Source organism: Syntrophotalea carbinolica DSM 2380 (genome assembly GCF_000012885.1).
Classification (GTDB): Bacteria; Desulfobacterota; Desulfuromonadia; order Desulfuromonadales; family Syntrophotaleaceae; genus Syntrophotalea; species Syntrophotalea carbinolica.
Genome location: NC_007498.2, coordinates 1,022,113 through 1,035,499 on the forward strand (window position 1 = coordinate 1,022,113; position 13,387 = coordinate 1,035,499).

General features: G+C 57.5%; 14 protein-coding genes. 11 read left to right on the forward strand and 3 right to left on the reverse strand.

The annotated features are described in order from the left end of the window. Positions 1-154: 154 nt before the first annotated feature. From PCAR_RS05150 to PCAR_RS17700, 11 genes are all read left to right on the forward strand, one after another. Positions 155-1,666 carry a type IV pilus biogenesis ATPase and membrane protein PihI gene (locus tag PCAR_RS05150; protein ID WP_011340582.1) on the forward strand — a complete coding sequence of 504 codons (1,512 nt, stop codon included), beginning with the start codon at positions 155-157 and terminating at the stop codon, positions 1,664-1,666. Continuing rightward, positions 1,663-2,199, forward strand: coding sequence for a type 4a pilus biogenesis protein PilO (pilO, locus tag PCAR_RS05155; protein WP_011340583.1), 537 nt, complete (start codon positions 1,663-1,665; stop codon positions 2,197-2,199). Before PCAR_RS05150 ends, pilO begins: the two co-directional genes overlap by 4 nt. Positions 2,200-2,253: 54 nt before the next feature. Beyond that, positions 2,254-2,586 carry a hypothetical protein gene (locus tag PCAR_RS05160; RefSeq protein WP_041531260.1) on the forward strand — a complete coding sequence of 111 codons (333 nt, stop codon included), beginning with the start codon at positions 2,254-2,256 and terminating at the stop codon, positions 2,584-2,586. Next, a complete protein-coding gene (locus PCAR_RS05165) occupies positions 2,583-4,403 on the forward strand; it encodes a type II secretion system protein GspD (RefSeq protein ID WP_011340585.1) in 1,821 nt (606 codons plus the stop codon). The genes PCAR_RS05160 and PCAR_RS05165 overlap by 4 nt, the downstream gene beginning before the upstream one ends. Before the next feature lie 81 nt (positions 4,404-4,484). Next, complete coding sequence (locus tag PCAR_RS05170) at positions 4,485-5,621, forward strand: type IV pilus twitching motility protein PilT (protein ID WP_011340586.1); 1,137 nt, start codon at positions 4,485-4,487, stop codon at positions 5,619-5,621. A gap of 7 nt (positions 5,622-5,628) precedes the next feature. Continuing rightward, entirely contained in the window at positions 5,629-7,275 is a 1,647-nt protein-coding gene (locus PCAR_RS05175; RefSeq protein ID WP_011340587.1) for a GspE/PulE family protein, read from the forward strand. Positions 7,276-7,285: 10 nt separating this feature from the next. After that, entirely contained in the window at positions 7,286-8,497 is a 1,212-nt protein-coding gene (locus tag PCAR_RS05180; protein ID WP_011340588.1) for a type II secretion system F family protein, read from the forward strand. A 38-nt stretch (positions 8,498-8,535) separates the two neighbouring features. Continuing rightward, the gene (locus PCAR_RS05185) at positions 8,536-9,411 is read left to right on the forward strand and encodes a peptidyl-prolyl cis-trans isomerase (RefSeq protein WP_011340589.1); all 876 of its coding nucleotides are present in this window, start codon (positions 8,536-8,538) and stop codon (positions 9,409-9,411) included. Continuing rightward, the gene (locus tag PCAR_RS05190) at positions 9,408-9,962 is read left to right on the forward strand and encodes a hypothetical protein (RefSeq protein WP_011340590.1); all 555 of its coding nucleotides are present in this window, start codon (positions 9,408-9,410) and stop codon (positions 9,960-9,962) included. The genes PCAR_RS05185 and PCAR_RS05190 overlap by 4 nt, the downstream gene beginning before the upstream one ends. Beyond that, entirely contained in the window at positions 9,955-10,335 is a 381-nt protein-coding gene (locus tag PCAR_RS05195; RefSeq protein ID WP_011340591.1) for a type II secretion system protein GspG, read from the forward strand. Before PCAR_RS05190 ends, PCAR_RS05195 begins: the two co-directional genes overlap by 8 nt. A gap of 14 nt (positions 10,336-10,349) precedes the next feature. Then, on the forward strand, positions 10,350-10,916 hold the full coding sequence (locus PCAR_RS17700; protein ID WP_011340592.1) for a type IV pilus prepilin peptidase PihH: 567 nt from the start codon (positions 10,350-10,352) through the stop codon (positions 10,914-10,916). A 505-nt stretch (positions 10,917-11,421) separates the two neighbouring features. Here the strand turns inward: PCAR_RS17700 and PCAR_RS05205 are convergent. From PCAR_RS05205 to PCAR_RS19010, 3 genes are read right to left on the reverse strand one after another with little or no spacing between them, the layout of a single operon-like run. Then, complete coding sequence (locus PCAR_RS05205; protein WP_011340594.1) at positions 11,422-12,168, reverse strand: Crp/Fnr family transcriptional regulator; 747 nt, start codon at positions 12,166-12,168, stop codon at positions 11,422-11,424. A 45-nt stretch (positions 12,169-12,213) separates the two neighbouring features. Beyond that, positions 12,214-12,435 (reverse strand): DUF2325 domain-containing protein, encoded by a 222-nt coding sequence (locus PCAR_RS18290; protein WP_245523313.1) that lies wholly within the window; start codon positions 12,433-12,435, stop codon positions 12,214-12,216. Next, the gene (locus tag PCAR_RS19010; protein ID WP_011340596.1) at positions 12,359-13,258 is read right to left on the reverse strand and encodes a DUF3793 family protein; all 900 of its coding nucleotides are present in this window, start codon (positions 13,256-13,258) and stop codon (positions 12,359-12,361) included. Before PCAR_RS19010 ends, PCAR_RS18290 begins: the two co-directional genes overlap by 77 nt. Positions 13,259-13,387 lie beyond the last annotated feature (129 nt).

The window sequence follows — 13,387 nt, forward strand, 5'->3', positions numbered from 1 at the left end:
ACGAGGTTCTTGTAACGGCTTTTTTCGTTGTCGACAATAGCAACGATGGTGATAACGAAGTGATGACAACGACAAAGAAAATCAAGAAACCTTTTTCTGATCCAGTTATGAACGGCTCCGTCGATAACGGTTCCGGTGGACGGAACGTTTTGATATGAACCCAAAATTGCTCCAACAGAAAATCGTCGCTTTTGAGGTGACGGGCAGCGAGGTTCGGGCCGCCATCGTGGCTAAAAGCGGCCGGAAGTTTCGGGTGCTTGATTTTGCCTCGATAAAGCGCGCTAACCATGAGGAGGATTTGCCAGAGGTGGATGCCCTCCGCCAGCTTGCCAGGCGCCTCAACCTGACCGGTGGCAAGGTGGTTTTCGTTACCCCTTTGGCGCGCGCCTTCGAGCTGTTCATGGACCGGCGGAAAATCTCCAATCTAAAACACTACCAGTTGCTGGAAGCGGTTCGGTGGGAGGTCGAGCCCTATACCGGCATCTCCGGGCAGAACGCCCTGCTTGGAGCGGAGCGCGAACGTAAACCCAAACTGGGCCCCGGCGAGATCGCGCCTGAGGAGAGCGATGAGCAGACAGTGACCGTTTCGGCCATCGAGCGCAATATCTATCGGGCGGCCAAAGCGCGCTTTAAGGCGGTCGGCTTCTCCCTGGTCCGCATCTACCCGCCGGACGTGTCGTTCTTCATGCCCCTGCACCTTGACGCCGGCGCCGCGCCGCGCGCCATTCTCGAGGTCGGGGAGGACTATTCCAACTTTGCCATCCTGCGCGGCGGCATCCCGGAGCAGATCAACACCCTGAGTATCAGCCTCGATACCATCAGTTCCCACCTGAACGGCGAATCCCCGGTCGAAGGGCTCGAGGAAACCCTCAAATTTACGGTTCGCCAGGCCCCTTCCCAGGAGGCTCTCCTCGTTTCCGGCAGCGGCGCGGGCAACGAAGAGGTGCTGAGCTACATTGCCGGGTTCTGCCCCCATGGCGCCAAACCTCTGTGCCTGTCCCGTTCGGCCGCCTTCACCGACTCGGTGGGCGATGCCGCCAGCGCGGCTTTCGGAACCGTGGTCGGGGCTGGCGTGCGGGAGCTGCGGGGGGCGCGGGAACGGCTGATCGGCATCAGTGATCGCGAGGCCCTGGTGCCGCGCCTGAAAAAGAGCGCCTACCTCATGCCTCTGGTGGTTACGGGAATTTTCGTGATTTTCCTCGGCGGCCACTACCTGTTTATGAAGCATCAGGATAGGGCCTACAAGCAACGCATCGACGAACTGAGCGAACAGCTGAAATCCCGCAAAAGACAGGTAGAAAAATACGACGGTCTGCTCGCGCAACTGAAAAAGCTCGAGGCGGATATTGCCTTCACCGAAAACAAGATCGTTTTTTTCGAACGGGAGGCCGACAGGGTGATTGTCCACGTCATCGCCTGTCTGCGAGGCATCGGTGCCGTGGTGCCGGAAAACGTGGTCCTGACGACCGTGACGGGCGACGCCATAGAGCGGGAGTTTCTGGTCAGCGGCCAGTGCTTCGATCAGAAGGAGATCGGCTTGTTCGCCTCGGCTCTGCAGAAAAAGCCCTGGTGCGAATCGGCGGTTATTCAGAAGGTCGAGGCCGATGGGCAGGAAGGCGTGCTGACATTTGAGTTGACGGTTAAAACAAGGTTGGAAAAATCATGAGGCAGCTGACGAAATTGGAAAAATTCGGCCTGGCCGCGGCCATGATCGTCGCCGGTTCCTTTTTTTACATGAAGAATTTCTACGAACCCCAGGAACAGGCTCTGAAAAAGACCGTTGCCAAACTCAACAAGGTGGTGGCCCAGGTCAACAACCTCAAGGAGGCGCCGTCTCTGATAGCGGTGCGCGGGCGTATTGCGAAGCAGAAAAAGGTTTACGAGGAACTCCGGGAACAAACCGCAAACCTGACCGTCAAGCAGGGCACCGCCGATGAAATCACCGAATTGCTGGGCCGTATCAACCTCATGCTTGACCGCAACGGCCTGGCGCTTACCAAGGTGGAGCCCAAACCGGAGGTGGCGGGGGATTTTTTCACCTGGAACGTGTTTCAGGTATGCCTGAGGGGCACCTACGGTCGGCTGCTTGGTTTTCTCGAAGATCTCCGGGCCATGGACGATGCGGTCCGGATCGGCCAACTGCACATGGAAAAAGGTGACGATGCGCTGCTGCATGTCACCCTTGATCTGATGATCTGAAAAGAACCAGGTGGCGAGCGCCCGATGGTCGTAAAGAAGAAAGAAAGGAAGTTTATGCGAGCCTTCATGCCGGCCCTGATGCTGTTTTTTTTTCTGGCTGTATCCTGCGGGGCCACGGAGCGGAGTCCTTTTGATCGCAATCCGATCCTCGATTACGAACAGGCGATAAAGGGCTGCGAACTTCAGGGGGTGGTGATTACCCCGAAATTCAAGCGTATCATCCTTCGCTGCCCTGAAAACGCAACCTCTTTGATCTACGAGTCCGGGGACAAGGTCACAGTCAGGTACGGCAGCGCGGACCATGAATTCCGCATTGAGGAAATCCGGCCCCGGAGCGTTTTCTTTCGAAATAAAAAAGGCAAGCAGTACGAGGTGGAATGGAAATGATGGCATGTCGTTTTTACGGATTATTCGCTCTTATGGCACTTCTGACGGCGGTTTCGGGCTGTGGCCACATGAACCCTCCCAAACGCGCTTTGTATCAGGAGACTTTTGCGACCGGAGCCGATGCCGGCCAGGTTTCGCAAGTCCCTTCTGCAATACCCGCCAAAGAGGCGCCGTACGTTAAAATCATCTCCGGGACGGCTGTGGAAAGCCTTGACGAGGCGCAGCGCAAGCTGGCGGAGCAGGCGGCTTCCGTTCCCGGCGGGCTGGAGCAGAAGATCGGCACCCTGAAGCTGCGGAACGTTACGGTGCGCACCCTGACGGAGCTCATGACCGAGGCCTACGACTATAATGTGGTCGCATCCCGCAGTGTGGCGGACCAGATCATCGATATCAATTTGCGCAACATCTCCCTGCGCGCCGCCATCGAATCGATCTGCCGCCTTAACGACCTCTGGTACAGGGAGGGGGACGGCATCATCACCCTCATGACCCGCGAGGAGTATGTTCAGGATGTTCAGGTGCGCCAGGCGCCCCAGACCCGGGCGTTTTTCGTCCGCTATACCAATGCCGCTGACATGGCAAAGGTCATCCAGGCATCCATGGGCAAAGAGGTCTACCTGGCTGCCATCGAGGACGAAAAGGTCTACGGCCATATCGACCCCGAGGTGGATCTCGATGTGGGAAACGGCGATTACGAGCCCCCCGAACTGCTCGACACCCGGATCCGAAAGAGCGGCGGCTTCCGGAGTGCGCAGACCGGGGCGGCGGGGCAGGCGGAAACCGCCAACCCGCAGCGCTATGAAAGCACGTTCGGTGCGTCCGCCCCGGGGGAACAGAGTCGGCAACAGGAAGACGACGAAGCGCTGCTGGCGGTGCTGACGGTTTTCAAACGCAACAACTGCATTGTCGCCCGCTCCCTGGATGAAGGGCTGCTCAACGAAATGGGCAGAATTATCGAAGCTCTCGACACGCCGACCAACCAGGTGCTGCTCGAGGTTAGGATTCTGCAGCTCAACCTCAACGACGGCTTCGAAAGCTTTTTCGAGTTCGAGTATGAAGGCGGTGACAACACCCTGGGTCTGCTGGGAACCAAAGCACTTGGCGCGACCACCCTGAATTATCTGTTCGATAATGACAGGTTCAGGGCCCGAATCGCTCTGTATGAGAAAGAGGGGCGCCTGGAGGTGGTGTCCACCCCTTTTCTGATGGCGGCCAACAACAGCAAGGTGGAGTTTTTCGTCGGCGAGGAGACCCCCCTGCGGGGGGAGGTGACCTCGGAAACCACTACCATCAAGGATACCGGGACGACTTTGACGACCTTCACCCAGGAGATTGAGGAGGAGGAACTCGGCACCGACGTGGAGATGACCACTTTCATCAACGCCGACGGTACCGTTACCCTCGATTTCGATGCGGAGATCTCCAGCCCCCAGCTGGCCTACAGCACTGTGCAGGCGGTCAATGACATTACCGGCGAGATTCTCGAATATCCCATCGACGGCACCACCAAGAGCGAGATCAAGGCCATTCTCTCGGCCCGCTCGGGGCAGTCCATCGCCATTGGCGGCATCATCCGCGAAACCATCGACGACAGTATCGCCAAGGTGCCGGTGCTGGGGGATATCCCGGGTGTGGGGTTTTTCTTCCGGGAGGTCGAAAAGACCAAAAGCAAGACCGAAACCGTTATTCTTCTGACCCCGCATGTCATCATGCACCCGGCCCTGGCGGGACAGGTTTCCCAAGAGTTTCTGGGGCGCAAAAGCTCCCACGAGCAGGTTACCGTGGGGCGGGAGAACATCCTGTCGAAAGACGAATAATTCGAGGCAAAAGAGGCGGGCTTGAGATGAAGAGGAACTTTGAGCATAAGCGGTGGCAAAACCGGAGGGGACGCGGCTGAAATGAGTATCGATTCACCCATCGAAATAAAGGTGGCGAAACCGGCGCGGATGGAGGAACTGCTGTGCGCGACCGTTGACAGGGATGCTTCGGACCTTCATCTGACGGCGGGTATGCCGCCGGTTTTTCGCATGCGAGGAGAACTGACGGTCATGAATTGCGATGCCTACGGGCCGGAGGAGATCGAAACGCTGGTGAACGAGATCCTTACCACCCGCCACAAGGAGGTGCTGCGGACCAAAAAATCAGTGGACTTCGCCATCAGCGCCACTGAAGTCGGGCGGTTCAGGGTTGCCGTCTACCATCAGCGCGGCGCTTTGAGCGTAGCGTTGCGTTTGCTGGCCAAGGGTATCCCCTCTTTTGGCCGTCTCGGCCTGCCGGAGAGCGTCAACCGCCTGTCGGGCCTGCGGGACGGCCTGGTGCTGGTGACCGGGGTAACCGGTTCGGGGAAATCGACTACCCTGGCCACGGTGATCGACGATATCAACGCCAAGCACCGTCGTCACATTATCACCATCGAGGACCCCATCGAATACATCCATCAAAACAATCGCTGCATCATCAACCAGCGCGAACTGCACACCGACGTGCCGTCCTTCAGCGACGCCTTGAGGGATTCTCTGCGGGCCGACCCGGACGTCATCCTGGTCGGCGAGATGCGTGACCTGGAAACTATGCGTACGGCCATCATGGCGGCGGAAACCGGTCACCTGGTCTTTTCCACTCTCCATTCCCGGGACTGCGTCTCCACCGTCAACCGCCTGGTGGGAGCCTTCCCGGCCGGGGAGCAGGCGCAGATTCGCCAGCAACTGTCGTCGACCCTGGTGGCGGTGGTGTCTCAGCGTCTGTTGCCGACGGCTGGCGGCAGCGGACGGGTGCCGGCGGTGGAGGTGATGTTTTCCACGCCCGGCATCTCCAACCTTATCCGCCAGGGCAAGGACGACATGATCTATTCAGCCATCGAGACCGGCGCCAAACTGGGGATGCAGACCATGGAACAGAGTCTGCTGGGCCTTGTCGAGAAGGGCAGGATCGGGCTGGAGACCGGTGTCGACGCGGCCCGCAACGGCACTCTGCTGAGGCAGAGGTTTTCCCGCTCGCGTGCCGTGGGTTCGGCAACCGGCGGCGTGAAGGGGTGATATCCGCATGATGCCAGTGGAACGTTTCGGCGAGTTTCTGGTGCGCAAAAACGTCATCAGCCGCGAGGCCCTGAGCAAGCTGCTGACGACCCAGCGGCTGGTGCGGGAGAAGATCGGGGTCATCGCGGTGCGCGAAGGGCTGCTGAGCGAAGATGAAATGGTCGGATACCTTTCCGAGTTTCTGGAAATCCCCCTTTTCAGGAGCGACATCGACGCCATCGATCGGGGCATCATCCATGTCATTCCCAAAAAGATGGCTCTCAAGGCTCACGTCCTGCCGGTGGCCGTGGGCGAGGCCGGAGAACTGATCCTGGCCAGTTCCGGCCCGGTCCCCAAATCGGTGTTGCAGACCATTTCGCGCATCGTCAAGAAACAGGTTCGGTTGACGCTGACCACGACAACCCGGCTGAAGAGGATGCAGAATCTCTTTTTCAGCCAGGCCTACGACACGACCATCGATCTGCGCAAGCGCATCGACGTCGGGGATTCCGGTTTTATCATCGAACTGTTTGAGAAGATCATGGTCCGGGCCGTTAATCGCAATGCTTCGGATATCCATGTGGAGCCGGAAAAGGACGAACTGGTGGTTCGGTTTCGCGAGGACGGCGTTTTGCACCGCACTGAGACCTTTCCCTACGACATGGCGTCCAACCTGGTGGCCAGGATCAAGGTTCTTGCCGGGCTCGATATTGCCGAGAAGCGCAAGCCGCAGGACGGCGCCTTCTATTTTCTGCCCCAAGCCCTGGATGTGGAGATCGACGGCGTTAACGTCAGGGTCAGCGTATTGCCCACGGTCCATGGCGAGAAGGTGGTCATGCGGCTTCTGCCTCCTCATGACGCGGCCATCGATCTTGACGGCCTGGGCATGAACAAAAGCATGCTGAGCGATTTCTGCCGCCACTTGGAGGCCCCCCACGGCATCATCCTGGTTACCGGGCCGACCGGATCGGGAAAATCGACCACCCTTTACGGGTCCCTGCAGATGCTCCGAGGCGAGGCTACCAACATCACCACCATCGAGGATCCGGTGGAACTGACGGTGCGCGGTGTCAACCAGACCCAGGTCGACGCCGGCGAGAAGATTTCCTTTGCCGCGGCCCTGCGCTCCATCCTGCGTCAGGACCCGGACATCATCATGGTCGGCGAGATACGCGACGCTGAGACCTTGAGTATCTCCCTGCGGGCGGCCATCACCGGGCACCTGGTGTTGTCCACCCTGCATACCAACGACGCGCCGAGTTCCTTCAGTCGCATGAACGACATGGGGGCCGAGGCTTTTCTGGTGGCGGCTTCGGTGCGCGGCGTGCTGGCCCAGCGCCTGGTGCGGACTGTCTGCCAGCACTGCGGCGCCTGGGAAACGATTACCGAGGCCGAGATGGCCATGCTCGGCCTGCAGGGGGAGCCCTTTCCGGTCAAACGGGGGGCGGGGTGCGAACGCTGCTACAGGGGGTATCGCGGCCGACTGGGGCTGTTCGAACTGCTGTCTGTGGACGAGGCGATGCAGCAGCTGATCATGGGGCGGGCCAATTTCGAGGAAATCAGACAGTACGCTGTGCGCCACCAGGGATTCAAAACCCTGCGCGAGGACGGCATAGAAAAGATAAGAAAAGGGCTAACCTCGCCTGAAGAAGTGCTGCGGGTCACCATCGAGTAACGGGGGTTCAATGACGACATTTGTCTGTACAGCTCTGAACGCCGAAGGGCGCCGGGTGCGGGAAATCATTACCGCGCCAGACAGGGAAGCGGCCGCCGAGCGGCTCAGGGCCGGCGGCCTGACTCTCCTTGAGATCCGGGAGGATGTCGCCGGCCGGACCGGTACCTCGGCCGGCGGTGGTCTGCTGGCTTGTCTGGGCATTGTCCGGACCCGCGACATGGTGTTGTTCTTCCGCATGTTTTCGTCCCTCATCGAGTCCAACGTGACGATTTCGGAAGCCATGGAGATCCTCCACGAGCAGGCGGAAAACCGCAAGTTGAAGGCCGTCATCGGGGAGGTCAAGGCGCGCATCGAAGGAGGAACGCCGCTGAGCGACGCCATGGCGGCGCATCCGAAGGTGTTTTCGGAGACCATTACCAACATGATCCGGGCCGGGGAATTGGGCGGGATTCTTGACACGGTCCTGGTCCGTATCTCCGATTACCTGGAGAGCCGAGCGGCGCTGCGTTCCAAGATGATCATGAGCATGATCTATCCTTCGGTGGTCGTCGTGGTGGCCGTTGTCGTCGTTATCTTTCTGGTTACCTTCGTCATTCCCAGGTTTGCCGGTTTGCTGGGCGGGCGCAAACTGCCGGCCAACACCCAGTTCCTTCTCGATCTGGCCGTCTTTCTGACCAAAAACGCTGTCCCCATCGTCCTTTCGTTCATGGGTGGGGTGGCGGCTCTGGTTTTGCTTCTGGCCCTGCCCGAAACCCGGGTGCATGTGGATCGCAACAAGATTCACATCCCGGTCATCGGTCCGGTTTTCCGCTACGGCGTCATTGTTCAGTTTTCCAAGACCTTTGCGGCGTTGCTGGAAAGCGGCATTACATTGGTGGAGGCGCTGCGCGCGACCAGCGCGACGGTCAGCAATCTGGCGGTGCGGGGCATGATCGAAAAAATGAATGACAAGGTTTTGGCCGGCGAACCGTTGTCCACGGCCTTTGAGGGCAACCGTTTTTTTACCCCCATGGTAAGCGCCATGGTCAAGATCGGGGAACATTCCGGCCTCATGGATCAGGCCATGACCACGGTGGGGGAACTGCACGAGCGAATTCTGTCCGACAAGATCGCCCGCATGAGCGCCATGATCGAACCGGTTTTAATTATCGTTCTGGGCGGCATTGTCGGCTATGTGGCCTGGGGCTTGATCTCCGGCATGCTGGCTTTGTATACCGGGTGAGATGGGAAATATCGACCACCTTTACAGAGAGGATGGATATGAGCGATTGGCTGAAAAAGGCTTGTTTTTTGTTGCTGGCGGCGGTTTTGCTGGTGGGGTGCTCGGAACAGAAAAAGGGTGACAATGTGCTGGCAACTTTCGAGGGGGGCAGTCTGACCGTCGAGGACGTGCAGGCTCATCTGCGCAAACTGAAGAAAAATTCGCGTTATCGGAACAATCCGGAATTGCTGACGCCCGAATATGCCTTTGACCACGCTGTCAATATGGAGATGGTCATTGCCAAGGGGTTGAAGGAAAATCTTCATCTCGATCCGAATATCCGGGCGGAGATTCATGGTTTTATGGCCAATCTGTTTCTCAAGGTCATGCAGGACCGGCTGGTTCCCCAGATCGATAAGGCACGTTTCACTGAGGAGGAGGTCAAGGCCTATTTCGACGCCCACCCGGAGAGCTATGTGACTCCGGCGCTTTACGACGTGCGAATTATCAAGGCTGCCGACAAGGCCGAGTTGGAATCCCTGGTCGCCGAACTGGGCGGCGGTCTGACCTTCGAGGAGGCGGTTCGCACCCATTCCACCGACGCCGCGACGCGCGAAAAGGGCGGCGCAGTCGGCCGCAGGCCCCTCAAGCGTTTTCGTCCCGACTGGCGGGGAATCGTCGAAAAGCTGGAGCCCGGCAAGGTGTCGGAGCCGACCGCGATCGGGGATTCCTGGTACCTTTTGAAGCTGGAAGGGAAAACCGAGCCGGTTTCCCATGTCTACGAGGACAAAAAAGCCTATGTGCGCAACGACCTCCTCTACACGCGCTATCGGGAAGCCTGGCAGGGAACTTATGAGAAGTTGAAGAAGGAATTTTCCCTCAAGATCGATGATGTCCGTCTGCAAGACTTTGTCAAGGAAGGCGATTCAAAGTGAAGCCCGTCTTGTCGTGGCAGCTGGCCGCGACCCTTCTGTTGTTCCTGTTTCTCTTGGGGGGCAGCGCCGTCTGCGCGCAGGCCAACGAAACGAAGGGGCGGATCAGGATTCCTCTTAGCAGGGGGACCATCGGCATTGATGACGTGGCCTTCTTCGCCAAATCCTACGTTCATCGCCAGATGTACAGGGAGCGCTATGCCGATAGCAAAGGACGCTTTTACATCACGCAATTCCTCGGCGTGGACCAGAAAGGCAAAGAGGCGGATATCCGCTTTATTGTTCTGGACGTCAAACGTAACAACGAATTTCCCGCCAGCATGAGCATCTCCCGGGGGGGTGACGGTGTCTGGCGCTATCGTTCGGAAAACGGCAACGTATCGGTCGAGATATACACCTATGTCATGAAATGGACCTATTACTACCAGCGTTATCTACTGCCGGTCAGCGCCTCCGGCCTCGTTCTCGCCGCCGGGCTGCTGGTGTATCTGAGGCTTGGCAAAGGCAAAAAGAAGTTGCAAAAATCCGCCATGAAAAGGGTTTGCAATGATTGAAGTCATCAGACGTCTGCTGGTTGCCGGTCTGACCATTGGCGTCATCGCCGGCAATGCCGATGAAATCACGCGCTTTTACGATGAGACCGTGGCCCAGGCCCAGCATCTGGCCACGGCTGCCGATTTGCGCAGCATCAGCAACATGCTCGACCACGAATTCATGAAACGGGGGCGTTATCCGCGCAACCGGGATTTTGAAAAATGGTTGAAACGGACGTTCAAGGAAAGCCCGGGCGGGGAACTCGGCCGCGATCATTGGGGCAATCAACTGATATACAAAGTCGACCATTCCCAAAAAGGGTTTTCACTGGTAAGCAAAGGACCGGACGGCTTGGCCGGAACGGCCGACGATCTGCTGGTAAAAGGTCCCTGAAAGGAGGGAAAAACATGTCTTCCGATAGCGCCCAACCCCTGGGGAAAAAGTCGAAATCCTTGGCCAGACGTTTTAAACGCCGCAACTATTTCATCAACAAACCCTTCCAGCTGGCTTTTGCCGGCAACATGCTGGTGATTACCTTCCTTGCCTGTGTCTTTACGGCACTGTATGTCAGCTGGATGTTTGTCTACGTTCTCGACGATCGGCTTCTGGTTGGCGGAGTCCTCAATGGATATTACCTTCTGAAAATCGGCCTCATGCTGGCCGGGCTTGTCACCGGGGTCGTCATCTGGACGATTTTGCGTACGCATGCCATTGCCGGCCCCATTTACAGGGTCCAAAAAATCCTGCGGGATGCGGCGGAAGGCCGTTTCCCGCAACGGCCCATCGCTTTTCGCAGAGGGGATGCCTTCATGGGCCTGGCCGAGGATCTCAACCGTTGCCTGGATAGCATGCAGAGGGATCGCAAGCGGTTGGAGCGGCTGCGGGCCTACGCCGATGAAGACTCCGATGTTTCTCCGTCGACGGAGGATCTCGGGGCATCCGCGAGGGCGGCTGATTTCGCTGGTGAGTCATGAGTGACACGGGGACCGGAAGGGACGACGATGTCGTTTCGAAGCACAAGTTGTTTTAGAGAAACCTGTATTCGTTGCTCTGTTTGATCGGCTTTTTCAGCAAGGCCAGGGATTCTCGGGCACTTTGAAGAGCACCATTGTTTCAGACGGGCAGACCACGCTTGAATCGGGGAGCATTATATGGCAGGAAGGATAATATCGATACATTTTATCTGGAAACGTCGTATTAAAACTAGATAGTGTCCATCCGGAAACGATGGAGGGACACCGTGTGATTTTTATATGGGAAACCAGGTAACTTTCACTCGGCTGGATGAATGAGCCGTGTGCGATGGTGTTGTGCACCGGTAACCGGAGCGGCTGGCGCCCAGTAAAGCCTCGAGGGTAGCGAGCAGGGCTGTTTCCGCTCCTTGGTCCAGGCGGCCCAGCCAGCGCATCCATATTCGTAATTAGCTGAAGTGTGCAATCAGTCATCAATGGCTGCTGAGGCGATAAAGGCATTCAGATTTCATAAGTGAGAGGCGAGTTCCTGCAGTCCCGGCCGGTCGACAACCTGGACCCTGCCCCTGCAGTAGTCGATCAGGTGGCGTTTGCGCAGACCGGTGATGGCACGGGATAATGTTTCACGGGCAATGCCCAGTTCCTGGGCCGTCATGCGAACAGGGCGTACGTCGATTACGGCGTTGTTCTCGTGTGTTTGTTCCAACAGGTAACGGGCGACCAGCACCGGTGCCGAGCGGGCTTTGCGCAGGCAGGCCTGGTGTCCGGCTCGTTCCAGGGAGGATGCCAGTTGCGCGATGAGGTTGCGCGCCATTCCGAAGTGGTTGTGCAGTAACTGCAGAAAACCGCCGGCAGGAAGCATCAGCAGTCGCAGGTTTTCGGAGGCCTCCGCAAAGGTGCCGCAGGGAGTCGACTTATGGTGGTTGTTCAAGGGCGGGCACAACAACTCGCCAGGCCCGGCAAAACGCAATCCGCGTTCTTCTCCATCGGCATCCAGACAATACAACTTGATGCGCCCTCTCAGGATGAGCAAAAACGATGATGGCCGGCAATCCGGAGTAAATACCAGATGATTTTTCGTAAAGCAGCATAGATCGCCCGATTTCAGGGCTTCCATGATGACTTCGGTGGGGATGCCGTCGAAAATTGGCGCTGCCGCTGCCTGTCGCCAGTCATGCAGGTGGAGACCGGGAGGCAACCATCGACTCTCCTGGTTTTCCGAAAGGGCAACGACACTTTGCGATGTGTTAAGCATGGGATACCTCCTTGAAGTCCAATAAAACGTCTCGGGGAAGCGAAGTTACCGCGGTTGGTATTTCAACTGGTCGGCAAGTTCGCTCCAGCAACGACGACTGTACACTGCAGGCAACCCAAGCCTTTTGGCTTCGGACTTGAGTTTTCGGGCGGCCGAATGATGCAGGAAATCGGTGAAGAACAATACGATCTCAACATGAGAGGGTATGGTCTTCCTGGCTGTCTTTCGATTGCGGGCCGACCAATGGGTGATCTGGGTGAACCCCATTTCGGCGAGACGCGGAACAAAAGCCTCGATACGGTCGGCCCCGACGATGAGTATGGACATGGCGGGTTTCCTTTCTCTTGTCGTCTTCGGGTTGGGATCCTCTAAGGGGAACGCTTCGCGAAACCTGCAGCAGTTTTAACGGATTGGACGAATATTGCAGATGTTCGGCCATGCGATTGCGACACAGCGTAAAACGTTCGTAAAGTTTTAGGCTTGGAGTCGGATCTCCGTAGAAACACCATAGCCGGCGGCCGGTGCAGGGTTGCTTGTCCCGGTGCATGAAACCGGCGACATCTTTCAGGGGATAGCCGAGAAAAAGCCCGATTTCATGGGGCATGCTGAATGTGTCGTGTTGAAACCGCCGGCGAAGCTCATCCAGGGGTTTTTGCAGGTTGGAGGGGCCGGGATAACCCAGGCTCTGCAGAAACGCGGCTGTCTTACGGGCGTGAAGAGATCTTTTGAGCAGACGGGGAGTATAAAACAGCAGCAGCTTTCCGTCTTTGGCGTTTCGCATGCAGATGACTTTCAGGTTGGTGCCTTTCAGAAGGGAGGGACCGAAAGTCTGCCAGAGTTGATACAGATTGCGACCGCAAGGTTTCATCCGGTTGTTGATTCGGATCAGGTTGGCCGGTTTTTGTCCAGCCAGCACTTCCGCCGTTTCCAGTGCCAGAAAGGCCGCAAGGCAATCCCGGTCTTCCGAAAAATGCGGCGCCAGGTCGAGCCAGTTACGCCGGAAGGGTTTTTCCGTACGATTTCGAAGGGGGCGCCGTGCCGGTCCCCGGCGGGAGGAGGGTGGTGCGACGCTTGGTGAGGCTGGTTGCATCGTGATATTCCTTAGGTGAACTGTGAGTAAATAGTCCTTTTATCTCAATGAAAACGATAACCGTTTTCATTGAGATGTTGAATGACGAACAGTGTGGACAGAGGCTAGCATAACATTACGGACTATGTG